Origin of the sequence: Janthinobacterium sp. SUN073 (assembly GCF_030397665.1) — a bacterium.
In the GTDB taxonomy this organism is placed as follows: domain Bacteria; phylum Pseudomonadota; class Gammaproteobacteria; order Burkholderiales; family Burkholderiaceae_D; genus Janthinobacterium.
In genome coordinates this window covers 76,310-91,567 of the sequence record NZ_JAPUBT010000001.1, presented here as the reverse complement: position 1 = coordinate 91,567, position 15,258 = coordinate 76,310, and the positions used below count along the sequence as shown (strand labels likewise).

Genomic DNA, 15,258 nt, shown 5'->3' with positions numbered 1-15,258 from the left:
AAATGAAAATGTCCCGCCGGGGCGGGACATTCAGCGTGCTACGTGCGCCTTGCGGCGCCGCTATCAGATACCGCGCAGCAGTTCGTTGATACCTGTTTTTGCGCGGGTTTTTGCATCCACGCGCTTGACGATGACGGCGCAGTACAGCGAGTACTTGCCGTCTTCCGAAGGCAGGTTGCCCGAGACCACGACGGAGCCGGCCGGCACGCGGCCATAAGTCACTTCGCCCGTGGCACGGTCGTAGATCTTGGTCGACTGGCCGATGTACACGCCCATCGAGATGACCGAGTTTTCTTCGACGATCACGCCTTCGACGATTTCCGAGCGGGCGCCGATGAAGCAGTTGTCTTCGATGATGGTCGGGTTCGCTTGCATCGGTTCCAGCACGCCGCCGATGCCGACGCCGCCGGACAGGTGGACGTTCTTGCCGATCTGGGCGCAGGAGCCGACGGTGGCCCAGGTGTCGACCATGGCGCCTTCATCGACGTAGGCGCCGATGTTGACGTAGGACGGCATCAGCACGACGTTCTTGGCGATGAAGCTGCCGCGGCGGGCAACGGCTGGCGGCACCACGCGGAAACCGCCTTTGGCGAAGTCTTCTGCCGTGTAGTTGGCGAACTTGGTCGGCACCTTGTCGTAGAACTGCATCGTGCCATCGGATGGCAGGACGACGTTGTCTTCCAGGCGGAACGACAGCAGCACGGCTTTCTTGACCCACTGGTTGACGACCCAGTCGCCGGAGGTTTTTTCCGCCACGCGGATGCTGCCGTTGTCCAGGCCATTGATGACGTGGGAGACGGCGTCGCGCAGTTCGGCCGTGCCATTGCGCGGATTGATCTCGGCGCGGTTTTCCCAGGCCTGGTCGATGATGGTTTGCAGTTGTTGGCTCATGATGATGTCTTATTAATTAGTGAGTTGATGCGGATGCGGAAAGCTGCTGGCAGAATTTTACTATGCGCAATGCGGCTTCCAGCCCTTCGGCCGTTTCGGCCACCAGGGCCATGCGGATGCGGTTGCGGCCCGGATTGATGCCGTGCGCGTCGCGCGCCAGGTAGCTGCCAGGCAATACCGTGACATTATATTCGGCGTACAGGCGTTGCGCGAATTCGGTGTCGGACAGTCCCGTGCGGCTGACGTCTGCCCACAGGTAGAAGCCGGCGTCCGGCAATTGCACGTCCATCACCGCTTGCAGCAGCGGCGTGATGGCGTCGAACTTGGCGCGGTACTTGGCGCGATTTTCCTCGACATGGGTTTCGTCGTTCCAGGCCGCGACGGAGGCCGCCTGCACGGCGGGGCTCATGGCGCCGCCGTGGTAGGTTCGGTAGAGCAGGAATTTTTTCAGTACTTCCGCGTCGCCGGCGACAAAGCCCGAGCGCATGCCGGGCACGTTCGAGCGCTTCGACAGGCTGGAAAACACCACCAGGCGCGCATATGGGCGCTCGATCGTGGACAGGCCCAGCATGTGCGCCGCCTGCAGCGCGCCCAGCGGGGGCGTGTCGCCGTGGTAAATTTCGGAATAGCATTCGTCGGCGGCGATGACGAAATCATAGCGCTCGGACAGGGCGAACAGGTGTTCCCAGTCTGTCAGGGTCAGCACGGCGCCCGTCGGGTTGCCGGGCGAACACAGGAACAGCAGCCTGACTTTTTCCCAAATATGGTCGGGCACGCTGTCATAGTCGCAGCCGAAATTGCGCGCCGGATCGGAATTGACGAAATACGGTTCGGCGCCGGCCAGGTAGGCCGCGCCTTCATAGATCTGGTAAAACGGATTCGGGCTGATCACGAGCGAGCCGGCCGACGGATCGATCACCGTTTGCGCCAGCGCAAACAGCGCTTCGCGCGAACCATTCACGGGCAGGATTTGCGTGGCAGGATTGAGCTTGGGGATGCCATAGCGGCGCTCCAGCCAGCCGGCGATGGCGGTACGCAAGGCTTCCGAACCGATGGTGGTCGGATAGCTGGCCAGGCCATGGATGTTGTCGGTCAATGCCTGCTCGATGAAGGTCGGCGTCGGGTGCTTGGGTTCGCCCATGCCCAGGCTGATGGGCGCATACTCGGGGTTGACCGTCACGCCGGCAAACAGCTGGCGCAGCTTTTCGAATGGATATGGTTGCAGTTTGGCAAGAAGTGGATTCACGGAGCGGACCAGGGCAAGAGTGGAAAGGCGATGTTGCTGAGCGATGTTGCTTGGTAATTTTGCTTAGTAATGGCTGAACGGGCTGAACGATTGCTTGGCACGGCAGACTTGATACCGGTCAAATAATTAGCTGCGTCTTTCATTATAGCCGTCCTCGCGGGCCCGCTGTGCAAGCCGCATCGGCCTGATCGCTGTACGGCTGCTCCAGGCTGGCCGCAGCGGGGAGTGCCGCGCCATGGCGCGGCAAGGTAAAATACGCCATGCCTACCTTACTTCCCACCCTGCTTGCTATTGAAACTTCGTCCGAACTCGCCTCTTGCGCCTTGCTGCGCGGCGATGTCGTCCTGTCCCGCGCCTCGTCGGGCGTGCGCACGCATTCCCAGTCGATCTTGCCGATGGTGCAGGAATTGCTGGGCGAAGCGGGCGTGACCCTGGCCGATGTCGACGCCATCGCCTACGGCTCCGGCCCCGGCTCGTTTACGGGCGTGCGCACGGCTTGCGGCATCGCCCAAGGCCTGGCCTACGGCGCCAATCTGCCCGTCGTGCCCGTCGTCACGCTCGACGCCATGGCGCTCGCCTGCCACCAGCAGCATGGCGCGCAACACATCGTGACCATGCTCGACGCCCGCATGGGTGAAGTGTACTGGGCGCAATATGACTATCAAAATGGCTTGCAAGCCGTCCTGCCGCCGGCCCTGAGCGCGCCGGCGGGCGTGGCGCCGCAAGGCGATGTGGCTGGCTGCGGCAACGGCTTTACGGCCTACGCCGAAGCGCTGGCCGCGCTGCCGTGCGCCGCCACGGCCGACGCCGCCATCATGCCGCACGCCGTGCAGGTGGCGCAGCTGGCGCGCATCGCCTTTGCGGCCGGTCAATTCGTGACGGCGGCCGAGGCGCAGCCTTTGTATTTGCGCAACAAGATTGCCTATACGAGCGCGGAACGGCACGACATGCAACTGGCCAAGGCCGCTGCGGAGTCCGCGCAATGAGCGTAGCGGGCCCGGTTCAGGACAGCGCGGCAGACTGGGACTTGCTGCGGCTTGATTATCAGCCGATGCGTGAGGCGGACCTGGCTGAGGTGCTGGCGCTGGAACAGCGCGTGTATCCGCATCCCTGGACGCACGGCAACTTCGTCGATTCGCTCAAGAGCGGCTACCCGGCCTGGGTGCTGCGTGACGTGGACGGCACCCTGCTCGGTTACTTTTTGCTGATGCTGGTCGTCGACGAGGCGCACCTGCTGAACGTGGCCGTCGAAGGCGCCATCCAGGGCCAGGGACTGGGCCGCTTCCTGCTGCAGCAGTCCTGCGCCTGCGCGCGCCAGCTGGGCATGGAATCGATGCTGCTGGAAGTGCGCCCGTCGAACGTGCGCGCGCTCGATATTTACCAGCGCTATGGATTTGAACAGATCGGCCGGCGCAAGGGATACTATCCGGCCAGCAACTCGCAACGTGAGGACGCCATCGTGATGCGTTATACCTTATGAGCCGCAGCGCCGTTTTCCTCGATGAAATGGGCGTCGGCCCCCTGTGGCGCTTGCGCCAGGGTGCCGCGCCCGAGGTCGTTGATATTGTCGTCGAAGCTTCCCTGGAGATGGACGTCGCCGTGGCGGCGCCCGTGGCCGAAGCCGTTGAAGCCGTGACCGCAGTGGTCACTGAGGTGGTCGCCGAGGTGCAGGCCGAAACACCTGTCGCCGTTGCCGCTACGCCAGCTCCTGCCGCCGAGTCGGATGACACGGCCTGGTTCGACGATGCGCCCGCGCCGCCACCGGCCAGGCAGCTGAGTGACGCCGATATCGCCGCCCTCGACTGGGATGGCTTGACGGCCGCCGTCGCCAAATGCGCGCGCTGCGACTTGTGCAAGACGCGCAAGGGCGTCGTCATGGGCCGTGGCGACCGCCAGGGAGCCTGGCTGATGTTGGCCAGCAGCCCCTCGCGCGCGGAAGAACGCGAAGGGCGCGCCTTGCCGGGCGAGCAGGGCAAATTGCTCGACAATATGCTCAAAGCCATCGACCTCGATGCGGGCCGCGATGTCTATATTACGCACTTGCTGAAATGCCGTCCGCTCGACGAGGCGGGCCAGGAGCGCTTGCCCACCGAATTGGAGTCCGCCGCCTGCCGCCCGTATTTCGAGCGCGAACTGGCCCTGCTGCAGCCGCGAACCATTGTCACCCTGGGTTCGATGGCCGCAGCCGGCATCAATCCCGGTGAAAAACCCGTGCGCGGCAAGGTGCGTCAGCTGGGCAGTGCGTCCGTCGTGGCCACCTTCCACCCGGAAATGTTGCTGCAGGACGAGACGGGCAAGGCCAAGGCGCGCGCCTGGGCCGACCTGTGCCTGGCGAAAAGCACGCACGGTGGTTGATACGGCTGTCGCAACCTTTCAGGCCCGCTTCGAGCGCCGCTGGGGGCATTTGACGCACCCCCGCGTGCGGGCGCTGGCCTGGCTGCTCGACTCGCCCGACTTGCTGGATCCGGCCGGCGCCCACTGGGGCGGGCGCATCGCCAGCTTGCCTCCCGTCACGCCTGCCGTGGCGGCCTGGCTGGGGGCGCTGCAAGATGATCCGTCGCCGCTCGATGCGGCGTTGGGGCCGAAATTTTATTCCCGCCTGGGCCTGTACGCTGAAAAGCTGCTGGCCTTTTATTTTGAGCAGCGTGGGGTATTGCAAGCACATGGCTTGCAAGTGCAGGTGAACCGCAACGACACGGTGGGCGAGTTCGATTTCCTGCTGCGTGACGGGAATGAGCTGTTGCACTGGGAATTTGCCACCAAGTTCTACCTGCTGGAAGGCGCACCCGATCCCGGTGTCTTCAACCACTTGATCGGCCCCAACCTGGCCGACACCTTGGGCTTGAAGATGCGCAAGATTCTCGACAAGCAACTCGCCTTGTCTCGCCACCCGGCTGCGCAAAGCCTGCTGGCGCAGCCCGTGCGCGCGGCGCAGGCGCTGGTCAAGGGCTGGCTGTTTTATGCTCCGGGCACCATGCCCGGCATGGACGGTATTTCCCCGGAACATGGACACGGCTTCTGGTGCACGCCAACACAATTGTCGGCGCAGCGCTATGTCGTGCTGCCGCGATTGCAATGGCTGGCGCCGTTCAAGGGGCGCGAGGTGGCAGTGCTGGACGTCGATACCTTGCGCGCGCAGTTGTCTGATCTGGCGCAACCGGTGATGGTCGCCACGGTGGACAATGTCGAAGGCTGGGAAGTGGAGCGCACGCGCGGTTTTGTCGTGCCCCATGACTGGACGGAGCAGGCTGCCGCGCGGCGGCTGGCTGGCGCGCTGCCGATTTAAGCCACTCAACCCCAAACGACATCCGGGGTCAGACCCTGAGGGTCTGACCCCAGCCCTTGCTTGGGTTTAGTGTTTATGCTCGCCGATCAAGGACAGACTGTCGTGTTCCAGCTGGTTCAGCTTGTGCCGGCGCATGATCATGTACATGGTGCCGGCGACGAACAGGCCGAACAGGGTGATGATGATATTGAGCGGCAGGTGCAGGCGGATCATGATGGAATATACGGCCAGCATGGTGAGAATTGACAGGTTTTCATTGAAGTTCTGCACGGCGATGGAATGGCCCGCGCTCATCAGGACGTGGCCGCGGTGTTGCAGCAGGGCATTCATTGGCACGACGAAGAAGCCGGACAGGGCGCCGATCAGTATCAGCAGCGGGTAGGCGATCCACACGGAGTGCACTTGCGTCATCATCATGACGATCACGCCCATGGCGATGCCCAGCGGAATGACGGTCAGCGATTTGCGCAGCGGAATGAAGCGTGCCGACAGCACGGCGCCAGCGGCCACGCCGATGGCGACCACGCCCACCAGGCTGGTCGCCTTGTCGAACGGCATGTTCAGCGACTGCTTGGCCCATTCCAGCACGATCAGTTGCAAGGTGGCGCCAGCGCCCCAGAACAGGGTCGTCACGGCCAAGGTGATCTGGCCCAGCTTGTCTTTCCACAGGATGGAATAGCAATTGGCAAAATCGGTGATCAGTTTGATAGGATTGCGTTCCTGATGCGGATACACGCAGCCCGTATCGGGAATCTTCAGGTTGGCCAGGGTCGCCAGCACATAAATGCCGACCACCACGCACAAGGCCGCTTCCGTCTTGTTGGCGATGCCCGTATCGATCAGCGGGATGTCGATCGACAGCAGCATGTCGGACACGTGGCCGCTGACAAGCGCGCCGCCCATGACGGTGCCGAGGATGATGGAGGTGACGGTCAAGCCTTCAATCCAGCCATTCGCCGCCACGAGCTTTTCCGGCGGCAGCAGTTCCGTCAGGATGCCGTACTTGGCGGGCGAATACACGGCCGCGCCGAAACCGACGACGGCGTAGGCCAGCAGCGGGTGTACATGGAAGAAGACGAGGGCGCAGCCGAAGATCTTGACCATGTTGGCGATGAACATGACCTTGCCTTTCGGCAATGCATCCGCGAAGGCGCCGACAAAAGCGGCCAACAGCACGTAAAACAGCACGAACGACAATTTGAGCAGCGGCGTGATCCACGCCGGGGATTTCATGGACACCAATAAATCGACGGCGACAAAAAAGAGGGCGTTATCTGCCAGCGAGGAAAAGAACTGCGCCGCCATGATGGTATAAAAACCACGATTCATTCTGGATTGCCTGAAATCATATCTGGCTTGCTTTATACCACGAAAAAACGGCAAACCCCAAGTTTGGGCGGGGTCGCTTTGCATAGTCTTGCCTAAGCGAAGCTTAATTTTTCTGCCGTAGAAAAATACACATACATGTGAGCATTTTGTAAATGATGTCCCCTGCACACGATCATGGGCGTCTGCAGTGTCCGCTTACTGTGCATCCGGTAAAATACGGCTTTCCCACCCGCCGTGAACGACGCATATGCCCAGGCCCCTCATCGCCACCATCCATCTGGATGCCATGCAACAGAATCTGGCGCGCGCGCGTGCCTGCGCCCGCGGCGCCAAGGTGTGGGCCGTCGTCAAGGCGAATGCCTATGGCCACGGCCTGGAACGGGCCATGCGGGGCTTTGCTGACGCCGATGGCCTGGCGCTGGTCGAGGTCGATTACGCCGTGCGCTTGCGCGACCTGGGCTGGACCAAGTCCATCTTGCTGCTGGAAGGCTTTTTCGACGCCAGCGATTTGCCGGTCATGGCGCAATATGGCTTGAATGGCAGCGTACATTGCGAAGAACAGATCGCCATGCTGGCAGCGGCGCGCTTGCCGCACGCCATCGACGTGCACCTGAAAATGAATACGGGCATGAACCGCCTGGGCTTTACGCCAGATGCCGTGGCGGCTGCGTATGCGCGCCTGCGCGCCATGCCGCATATCGGCACGATCACCCTGATGACGCATTTCGCCAATGCGGACGAGGCGGCGCCCACGCGCTTGCCGCTGGCCCAGCAGATGCTGCGTTTTGAAGCGGGCGTGGCCAGCATAGGTGCGGCCGGCGAAGGCACGGCCTTGCCGCGCAGCCTGTGCAATTCGGCCGGCTTGCTGCTGCACCAGCTGGACAGCGACTGGGTGCGCCCCGGCATCATGCTGTATGGCGGCACGCCCAGCGGCGCTCCCGGCGGCACGTCGGCGCAGGCGTTCGGCTTGCTGCCCACGATGACCTTGCGCAGCAGCATCATCGGCATCCAGAATATCGCCGCCGGCGAAGTGGTGGGCTACGGCAGCCGCTACGAAGCGGCCGGCAATATCAAGGTGGGCGTGGTGGCGTGCGGCTATGCGGATGGCTATCCGCGCCATGCGCCCGAAGGCACGCCCGTGCTGGTCGACGGCGTGCGCACGGGGCTCATCGGCAGGGTGTCGATGGACATGCTGATGGTCGACCTGACGCAGGTGCCCGGCGCCAGGGTTGGCAGCAGCGTCACCTTGTGGGGCCAGGGCATGCCGATCGACGAAGTGGCGCTGGCAGCCGGCACCATCGGCTACGAGCTGATGTGCGCACTGGCGCCGCGCGTACCGGTGAACGAAGCGTAGGGTGACGCGGAAGCGCGGTTTGTATATACTGTATATATAACCAGCTGTTTCATTTTACCTGAGCAAAGTACACCATGGCAAAAGTCAAGACCATCTATACCTGCAGCGATTGCGGCGCCATCAGTAATAAATGGATGGGGCAATGCACCTCGTGCAACCAGTGGAACACCATGGTGGAAACCCTGCCCGAAACGGGCGGCAACAACCGCTATTCGAACCCGCAGCACATGTCGCTGGCGCAGACGGCGCCCGTGCTGTCGCTCGACGATATCGACGCCATCGACGTGCCCCGCTTCGGCACGGGTATCGAGGAATTCGACCGCGTGCTGGGCGGCGGCATGGTGGCGGGCGGCGTGGTGCTGATCGGCGGCGATCCCGGCATCGGCAAGTCGACCCTGCTGCTGCAGGCGCTGGCGAACATGTCGCACCACAAGCGCGTGCTGTATGTCAGTGGTGAAGAGTCCGGTGCGCAGATCGCCCTGCGCGCCAAGCGTCTCGTCATTGATGCCAAGGAACTCAAATTGCAGGCGGAGATCCAGCTGGAAAAAATCCTCGGCACCCTGGCCGACCTGAAGCCGGAAGTGGTGGTGATCGATTCGATCCAGACCGTGTATTCGGACGCGCTCAGCTCGGCGCCCGGTTCCGTGGCGCAAGTGCGCGAATGCGCGGCGCAGCTGACGCGGGCAGCCAAGCAGACGGGCGTGACCATCATCCTGGTGGGTCACGTGACGAAAGAGGGCGCGCTGGCCGGCCCCCGCGTGCTCGAACACATCGTCGACACGGTGCTGTATTTCGAGGGCGACGCCCATTCCAGTTTCCGTCTGGTGCGCGCCATCAAGAACCGTTTCGGCGCAGTCAACGAACTGGGTGTGTTCGCCATGACGGAAAAGGGCTTGAAGGGCGTGTCGAACCCGTCCGCCCTGTTCCTGTCGCAGCACGACAATCAGGTGCCCGGTTCCTGCGTGATGGTGACGCAGGAAGGCACGCGCCCGCTGCTGGTGGAAATCCAGGCCCTGGTCGATACCAGCCACTTGCCGAATGCGCGCCGTCTGTCTGTCGGCCTGGAACAGAACCGCCTGGCCATGCTGCTGGCCGTGGCGCACCGCCACGCGGGCATCGCCGCGTTTGACCAGGACGTCTTCATCAATGCCGTCGGCGGCGTCAAAATTACGGAACCGGCGGCCGATCTGGCCGTGTTGCTGGCGATTAACTCGTCGATGCGCAACAAACCCTTGCCGCGGGGACTCGTGGTGTTTGGCGAAGTGGGCCTGGCCGGCGAAATCCGCCCTGCGCCACGGGGCCAGGAACGCTTGCGCGAAGCGGCCAAGCTGGGCTTTACCCTGGCCGTGGTGCCCAAGTCCAACCTGCCCAAGCAAGCGATCGAAGGCCTCAAGGTCATCGGCGTCGAGCGTATCGACGAGGCGTTCAACAAACTGCGCGATCTGGAGTAAGAACACCGAACCAAACCTGCTGCGCGTCGCGCTTTGCGGCCGGCGATGCTCACCGTACTAAAGTACGGTTGCGCTTCTCGGCCACAAATCACTGCCGCTCGTTACGGTTTTGTTCGGTGTTCCAGGGCTCAACTTGGTATGGTGTAAATGCCAAGCTTGAGACAAGTCAAACGGAATTTCCGTTTAGAACTATAATATTTGTCCGATGGATTCGCGCAGCGAGTTCGCATCGACAATGCATAGCTAGAGAAGCGGAATACAGTGTCAGTTGAGCAAAGGCAGGGCGCACGCAAGATATTGCGTGCCAAGGCAATGTTGGTAATGGATGGCGCGGGGCCTGTGGCGGCGCGCACCCTCGATGTGGGGCCGGGCGGCATGGCGGCCGTCATCGCGGAACCGGTGCCGACAGGCAAGCAGGGCAAGGTGCTGTTCGAGTTGTTTTACGATGGCTCGACACACATTATCGAGGCGCGCGTGTCCGTCTCACACTGCATTTTCAGCAGTGCAGGTTTCAAGGTGGGACTCACTTTCCTTCAGCTGGACATGGCTGTCAGCAGCGCCATTTCGAAATTCATGCGCTGAGGCACGTCCGGGAAGTGCTGCCGGTGAAATGCGCTAAAATGGTGCATATGGGTTTGCAGTCAGGAAAAACTTGTTCTGTTCGCTGTTTTGATATTCCGGTAATACTGCATAATTATCAACCAGAAGAGGGACCTTGCCGCGCCACGCGCGCTTGATGTCCGTTTCCAGCGCAGCGCGCGGTCATGACCTGAACCGTGTGCCATGACCTTACACCCGACGGGAATGCCTACCATGTTTAATTCGACCATCAACAGCAGGGCTTACACCAACAACACGCAACAGACGACGCAGGGCAATATCTCGGCCGATGTGTATGCGAAGGTGGAGCGCCAGATGCAGTCGCAGAACACGGGCGTCGTCAAGCTCAACGCCAGCCTGGCGCGCGATCAGGCCAAATTCTCGGGCCTGGGCCAGTTGCAATCGGCGCTGGCGAAATTCCAGACCGTGGCCAAGAACATGGCCGGCAGCGGCCTGGCCACGGCGGCCACGTCGAGCACCAAGGATGTGTTGAGCGCCACCACCACCGACAAGGCTGTCAGCGGCAGCCACGAAATGAACATCAAGCAGCTGGCGCAGGGGCAGACCCTGCTCAGCGGCGCGCAAAAGTCCTCGAGCGCGGCAATCGGCACGGGCGCGCCGGCGCTGGTCAAAATCGAAGTGGGCGGCACGGACGGCAAGCAATTCACGCCCGGCAGCGGCAAGATCATTTCGCTGACGATTGACAGCAGCAACAATAGCCTCGATGGCATCGCCGCCGCGCTGAAGCAGCAGGGCATCGACGCCAGCGTGGTGAAGGGCCCGGATGGCTATTCGCTGGCCCTGAACGGCAAGAGCGGCGCCGACAGCAGCATGCGCATCAGCGTGTCCGGCGACGCGGCCGTCAGCAACCTGCTCAGCTATGCGCCCGGTGCCGGCAAGGGCCTGCAGCAGACGGCCGCCGCGCAGGATGCGCTGCTCACCGTCGACGGCAAGGACATCAAGAGCGCCACGAATACCCTGACGACTGCCGTCGCGGGCGCCACCATCGAATTGAAGAAAACAGGCACGACGGACCTCGTCATCGCCAAGGACAGCAGCCAGATCGCCAGCAACGTGGCCAGCTTCGTCACGGCCTACAATGAACTCAACAGCAAGCTGCAGAGCCTGCAGCAGGGCGATTTGAAGTCCGACACGGCCCTGGGCCAGGTGCGCTCGCAGATGGAGCAAGTGCTGCGCACGGCCAGCACGGGCGTGCCCGCTTCCATCCTGGGCAGCGCTGGCGTGACCCTGGGCAAGAGCGGAGAGCTGGTACTCGACGATAAAAAACTCAAGGCCGCCATCGCCGCCGATCCGGACGCCGTCAGCAAGCTGTTTACGAATAACGGCAAGGGCGTGGCGGACCAGTTTTCCAGCAAGATCGGTGAACTGACGGGCGAAACGAGCATCATCCGCAAGGAAGTGCAATCGGTGGGCAAGGACATCACCACCTTGACCAACAAGAAAGCTGTGCTGGCCAAGGCATTGACGGCGCAGGCGCAGGCGCTGGTGAAGGCGTATTCGGCCCAGGAACAGATGGGTACTAACTCGGCCTTGCCGGGTTACACCGGCAAAAACTCTTTATTTGACTTCATGGCTTAAGGCCCGGCGCGCTCGCGTCCTGCCTAGCCCCTGTCGCCCTGCGCAAAGAAGGCCGATGGCGAACTGCCGAAGGTCTTCTTGAACATGGCGGAAAAGGCCGACTGGCTGGCGTAGCCCAGTTCTTCGGCCACCTGCGACAGCGGCACGCCGCGCGCGATCAGGGGCGCCGCGTGCGCCAGGCGCACCTGCTGGCGCCACTGGCCAAAACTCATGCCCAATTCCCGTTCGAACAGCCGCGCCAGGGTACGCTCCGAGGCGCCGACCTGCTGCGCCCAGTGTTCCAGCGTCTGGTTCAAGCCGGGCTTGTCGATCAGGCTGTCGCACAGGGTCTTCAGGCGCTTGTCGCTGGGCAAGGGCACACGGATGGGACGCGTGTCCGAGCGTTTCAGCTCGTCGAGTATCAGTTCGGCCAGCAGCGCCTCGCGCGCCGGTTCCTGGCCCGGGTCCAGTTGCTCCAGCGCCATGATCAACTGGCGCAGCAAGTTCGACACTTCCAGCACCTTGCAGTCGCTGCCCGCGAACGGCGCGCGCGCGGCATGGATGCACAGGGGGCGCAAGCGGGTTTTTTCCAGTATCGTGACGGCATGCTCCACGTTCGGCGCGATCCAGATGGCGCGCATGGGCGGCAGCACCCAGCTGCTGTTGTTGGCGGTAATGCGCAGCACGCCTTCGAGCGCCATGGTGACCTGGCCCCAGGGGTGGCGGTGCGGTAATAAAAATTCATCGGGTTGCAGGTCGCGTGCGACCATGGTCACGGGGATGGTCGCACTGGGCGCCTCCCTTGGCGGACACATACGGGTATGGTGGAGGATAGGTACACCCATCAGCTTGGCCTTAATTCGATAAATTATGTCGTTCTGTCGGAAAACAGACGATGGTATTTTGCATACACTTGAGCTTCACCAGTATAAGACATGGTATGACATGATAACAACTAACTCGGCAACAGACTTACCACCGCAGTCACCGCCAACCTTGCGCAGCGACGCGCGCGTCATCGCCCTGGTGGGCCTGGCGCATGGCATTTCGCACTTCTACCACCTGATCCTCGCGGCCCTGTTCGTCTGGCTGAAGCCCGCCTTCGGCCTGTCGTATGCGGAACTGGGCTTGCTGATGACGGTGTTTTTCATCATTTCGGGCGTGGGGCAGGCGCTGGCCGGCTTTGTCGTCGACCGTTTCGGTGCCCGTGCCGTGCTGTTTTCCGGCATTTTTCTGCTGGGCGTGTCGGCGCTGGCCCTGTCCACCGCGCACAGCTATGCGGCGCTGATGCTGGGCGCCATGCTGGCCGGCATGGGTAACAGCGTGTTCCATCCGGCCGACTATACGATCCTCAACCAGCGCGTCTCGGCGGCCCGCGTGGCCTACGGTTTTTCCGTGCATGGCATCAGCGGCAACATCGGCTGGGCCCTGGCGCCCCTGTTCATGACGTATGTTGCCACCCAGTATGACTGGAGAATCGCGCTGCAGTGCGCGGCCGTGCTGCCGTTTGGCGTGCTGCTGATCCTGTTTTTGAACCGCCACGCCATCCGTCCCGAGCCGTTGAAAAAGGCCGTGCCGGGCCAGGCGGGCGGCGGCGAAGGCACGCTGGACTTTTTGCGTTTGCCGGCCGTGTGGATGTGTTTTGCCTTCTTCTTCATTACCGCCATCGCCCTGGGGGGCATCCAGAGCTTTGCCAGCGTGGCGCTGGTCAAGCTGTACGGCATGAGCCTGGCGCTGGCCACCAGCGCCTACACGGCCTACATGCTGGCCTCGGCCGTGGGCATGCTGGCCGGCGGCGTGGTGGGCGCGCGCAGCAAGCAGCCGGACCGCAACGTGGCGATCGCCTTTTCCGCCGCCGCGCTGCTGGCCGTGCTGCTGGCCATGGCCGTCGTGCCGGCCTGGGGCGCGGTGCTGCTGATGGGCGCCATCGGCCTGACGTCGGGCGTGGCGGGACCATCGCGCGACCTGATGATACGCGCGGCGGCACCGAAGAATGCCACGGGGCGCGTGTATGGCGTCGTGTATTCGGGCCTCGACAGCGGCCTGGCCGTGGGGCCCCTGTTCTTTGGCGCGCTGATGGATGGCGACCATCCGGCCTTGCTGTTTGTCTTCATCGGCGTATTCCAGGCGCTGGCGATTGCCACGGCCGTGGGCGTGGGCGGTAAAACACGCGCCGCGGCGCTGCAAAAGGCATAGAATCGTTGCCATCTGCCACTCAAGGAGTTCCCATGACCTTTGCCACCACCGATCTGTGCGACGACCATGCGGCCATGCTGGACGATGGCACCCTGGCCGTGCTGCCGCCCCTGTACCGCGCTTTCGGCCAGCGCGTGCGCTTCAGCGGCCCGGCCACCACCTTGCAAGTGTTCGAAGACAATGCCCTCGTGCGCAGCACCCTGGAAACGCCGGGCCACGGCCATGTGCTGGTGATCGATGGCGGCGGCAGTCTGCGCCGCGCGCTGGTGGGCGGCCAGCTGGGCGTGCTGGCCGAAAGCAACGGCTGGGCCGGCATCGTCGTCGATGGCTGCATCCGTGACAGCGAGGAAATCAATGTCTGCCAGATCGGCGTACGCGCGCTGGCCACGCATCCGCGCAAGAGCAACAAGACGGGCGCCGGCCAGCGCGACGTGCGCGTGCAGCTCAGCGGCGTGGCCGTGCATCCGGGCGACTGGATCTACGCCGATGCGGACGGCATCCTGGTGGCGCGGCAGGAACTCGATTGAACTATTCTCCGCCGGGAGGGGAGTGCGCCAGAAGACGTTGCATATTGTCCACGTTAAATATTTTTTTGCAAAGTTCTTTGATTTTTATCATTGCTGAGATATGATTTCACTTAAGGTAACTTTAATATCAACAAGGCAAGGAAATCAGCTCATGAAAATCGCCACCATCGCGGCAGTTGTCGCTCTGTTTGCAGCAGGCACCGCCAGCGCCAGTCCCGTCAACCTGATCACGAACGGCAATTTTGAAGCAGTCGCTTCCGGCTACACCTTCGACAGCGGTTTTAAAGTCATCGACAGCGGTTCGTCGGCCTTAACGGGCTGGACCGTGGGCGCCAGTTCCGTCGACCTGATCCGCAATGCCTACAATGCCATCAATGGCTACAGCATCGATATGCTGGGCACACCTGGTCCGGGTTTCCTCTCGCAAAGTTTCAGTGTCGTTGCCGGCCAGACGTATAACCTGAGCTTTGACATGGCGCGCAATTCCGGCGGCCCCGCAGGCCAGGGCGTGGCGGTCAGCTTCGGTGGCGTGGCAGGCAATTTCTACTCGACGGCTGCCGCTTCGAACACCTTGTACAGCAATACCCTGAGCTTCACGGCTGCCACCACCGGCTTGGCGACCCTGTCGTTTGCCAGCGCCGCCAAGGCCGGCACGCCATTCGACAAATACTCGGGCGCCGTGATCGACAACGTGTCCGTGATGGCCGCCGTGCCGGAACCGGAAACCTACGCCATGCTGCTCGCTGGCCTGGGCCTGATGGGTTTCCTGCGCCGCCGCAAGGCCGCCAAGTAAGCCTGGT

At 62.6% G+C, this 15,258-nt stretch carries 15 protein-coding genes; 11 read left to right on the top strand and 4 right to left on the bottom strand.

All coding sequences use genetic code 11. The features are described from left to right. Positions 1–63: 63 nt before the first annotated feature. The gene (dapD, locus tag O0882_RS00490) at positions 64–891 is read right to left on the bottom strand and encodes a 2,3,4,5-tetrahydropyridine-2,6-dicarboxylate N-succinyltransferase (protein WP_070223998.1); all 828 of its coding nucleotides are present in this window, start codon (positions 889–891) and stop codon (positions 64–66) included. Between the two features lie 16 nt (positions 892–907). Further along, the gene (dapC, locus tag O0882_RS00485; protein WP_289944420.1) at positions 908–2,137 is read right to left on the bottom strand and encodes a succinyldiaminopimelate transaminase; all 1,230 of its coding nucleotides are present in this window, start codon (positions 2,135–2,137) and stop codon (positions 908–910) included. A 260-nt stretch (positions 2,138–2,397) separates the two neighbouring features. Between dapC and tsaB the strand changes: the two genes are divergently transcribed. Genes tsaB through O0882_RS00465 form a run of 4 tightly spaced genes read left to right on the top strand, consistent with a single transcriptional unit; the run spans position 2,398 to position 5,423 of the window. Beyond that, on the top strand, positions 2,398–3,123 hold the full coding sequence (gene tsaB, locus O0882_RS00480) for a tRNA (adenosine(37)-N6)-threonylcarbamoyltransferase complex dimerization subunit type 1 TsaB (RefSeq protein ID WP_289944419.1): 726 nt from the start codon (positions 2,398–2,400) through the stop codon (positions 3,121–3,123). After that, positions 3,120–3,617 carry a ribosomal protein S18-alanine N-acetyltransferase gene (rimI, locus tag O0882_RS00475; RefSeq protein WP_289944418.1) on the top strand — a complete coding sequence of 166 codons (498 nt, stop codon included), beginning with the start codon at positions 3,120–3,122 and terminating at the stop codon, positions 3,615–3,617. Before tsaB ends, rimI begins: the two co-directional genes overlap by 4 nt. Beyond that, positions 3,614–4,492, top strand: coding sequence for a uracil-DNA glycosylase (locus tag O0882_RS00470; RefSeq protein ID WP_289944417.1), 879 nt, complete (start codon positions 3,614–3,616; stop codon positions 4,490–4,492). The genes rimI and O0882_RS00470 overlap by 4 nt, the downstream gene beginning before the upstream one ends. Before the next feature lie 49 nt (positions 4,493–4,541). Beyond that, a complete protein-coding gene (locus O0882_RS00465; RefSeq protein ID WP_289944416.1) occupies positions 4,542–5,423 on the top strand; it encodes a DUF1853 family protein in 882 nt (293 codons plus the stop codon). Positions 5,424–5,489: 66 nt separating this feature from the next. Here the strand turns inward: O0882_RS00465 and lplT are convergent, their stop codons facing one another. Beyond that, entirely contained in the window at positions 5,490–6,752 is a 1,263-nt protein-coding gene (gene lplT / locus O0882_RS00460) for a lysophospholipid transporter LplT (RefSeq protein ID WP_289944414.1), read from the bottom strand. Between the two features lie 247 nt (positions 6,753–6,999). Here lplT and alr point away from each other — a divergent pair, with 247 nt between their 5' ends. From alr to fliD, 4 genes are all read left to right on the top strand, one after another. Beyond that, positions 7,000–8,106 carry an alanine racemase gene (gene alr / locus O0882_RS00455; RefSeq protein ID WP_289944412.1) on the top strand — a complete coding sequence of 369 codons (1,107 nt, stop codon included), beginning with the start codon at positions 7,000–7,002 and terminating at the stop codon, positions 8,104–8,106. Positions 8,107–8,180: 74 nt separating this feature from the next. Beyond that, complete coding sequence (gene radA / locus O0882_RS00450) at positions 8,181–9,557, top strand: DNA repair protein RadA (RefSeq protein ID WP_096236532.1); 1,377 nt, start codon at positions 8,181–8,183, stop codon at positions 9,555–9,557. A 261-nt stretch (positions 9,558–9,818) separates the two neighbouring features. Continuing rightward, positions 9,819–10,139, top strand: coding sequence for a PilZ domain-containing protein (locus tag O0882_RS00445; RefSeq protein WP_289944409.1), 321 nt, complete (start codon positions 9,819–9,821; stop codon positions 10,137–10,139). A 231-nt stretch (positions 10,140–10,370) separates the two neighbouring features. After that, on the top strand, positions 10,371–11,756 hold the full coding sequence (gene fliD, locus O0882_RS00440) for a flagellar filament capping protein FliD (RefSeq protein ID WP_289944407.1): 1,386 nt from the start codon (positions 10,371–10,373) through the stop codon (positions 11,754–11,756). Positions 11,757–11,779: 23 nt separating this feature from the next. Here the strand turns inward: fliD and O0882_RS00435 are convergent, their stop codons facing one another. After that, entirely contained in the window at positions 11,780–12,505 is a 726-nt protein-coding gene (locus O0882_RS00435) for a helix-turn-helix transcriptional regulator (protein WP_354670248.1), read from the bottom strand. A 175-nt stretch (positions 12,506–12,680) separates the two neighbouring features. Between O0882_RS00435 and O0882_RS00430 the strand changes: the two genes are divergently transcribed. The 3 genes from O0882_RS00430 to O0882_RS00420 all read left to right on the top strand — a co-directional run bounded on the left by O0882_RS00430 (position 12,681) and on the right by O0882_RS00420 (position 15,251). Then, a complete protein-coding gene (locus O0882_RS00430) occupies positions 12,681–13,931 on the top strand; it encodes an MFS transporter (RefSeq protein ID WP_289944404.1) in 1,251 nt (416 codons plus the stop codon). A 32-nt stretch (positions 13,932–13,963) separates the two neighbouring features. Next, positions 13,964–14,458: a ribonuclease E activity regulator RraA gene (gene rraA, locus O0882_RS00425; RefSeq protein ID WP_289944402.1), complete on the top strand. Its 495-nt coding sequence runs from the start codon at positions 13,964–13,966 to the stop codon at positions 14,456–14,458. Positions 14,459–14,609: 151 nt separating this feature from the next. Further along, positions 14,610–15,251, top strand: coding sequence for a choice-of-anchor C family protein (locus O0882_RS00420; protein ID WP_289944401.1), 642 nt, complete (start codon positions 14,610–14,612; stop codon positions 15,249–15,251). Positions 15,252–15,258 lie beyond the last annotated feature (7 nt).

What these genes read in the sequence shown, in the direction of transcription:
- dapD (WP_070223998.1), bottom strand. Translation starts at nt 891, where the DNA reads ATGAGCCAACAACTGCAAACCATCATCGACCAGGCCTGGGAAAACCGC.
- O0882_RS00420 (WP_289944401.1), top strand. Translation starts at nt 14,610, where the DNA reads ATGAAAATCGCCACCATCGCGGCAGTTGTCGCTCTGTTTGCAGCAGGC.
- radA (WP_096236532.1), top strand. Translation starts at nt 8,181, where the DNA reads ATGGCAAAAGTCAAGACCATCTATACCTGCAGCGATTGCGGCGCCATC.
- O0882_RS00435 (WP_354670248.1), bottom strand. Translation starts at nt 12,505, where the DNA reads ATGGTCGCACGCGACCTGCAACCCGATGAATTTTTATTACCGCACCGC.
- fliD (WP_289944407.1), top strand. Translation starts at nt 10,371, where the DNA reads ATGTTTAATTCGACCATCAACAGCAGGGCTTACACCAACAACACGCAA.
- O0882_RS00470 (WP_289944417.1), top strand. Translation starts at nt 3,614, where the DNA reads ATGAGCCGCAGCGCCGTTTTCCTCGATGAAATGGGCGTCGGCCCCCTG.
- lplT (WP_289944414.1), bottom strand. Translation starts at nt 6,752, where the DNA reads ATGAATCGTGGTTTTTATACCATCATGGCGGCGCAGTTCTTTTCCTCG.
- alr (WP_289944412.1), top strand. Translation starts at nt 7,000, where the DNA reads ATGCCCAGGCCCCTCATCGCCACCATCCATCTGGATGCCATGCAACAG.
- O0882_RS00430 (WP_289944404.1), top strand. Translation starts at nt 12,681, where the DNA reads ATGATAACAACTAACTCGGCAACAGACTTACCACCGCAGTCACCGCCA.
- tsaB (WP_289944419.1), top strand. Translation starts at nt 2,398, where the DNA reads ATGCCTACCTTACTTCCCACCCTGCTTGCTATTGAAACTTCGTCCGAA.
- rimI (WP_289944418.1), top strand. Translation starts at nt 3,120, where the DNA reads ATGAGCGTAGCGGGCCCGGTTCAGGACAGCGCGGCAGACTGGGACTTG.
- rraA (WP_289944402.1), top strand. Translation starts at nt 13,964, where the DNA reads ATGACCTTTGCCACCACCGATCTGTGCGACGACCATGCGGCCATGCTG.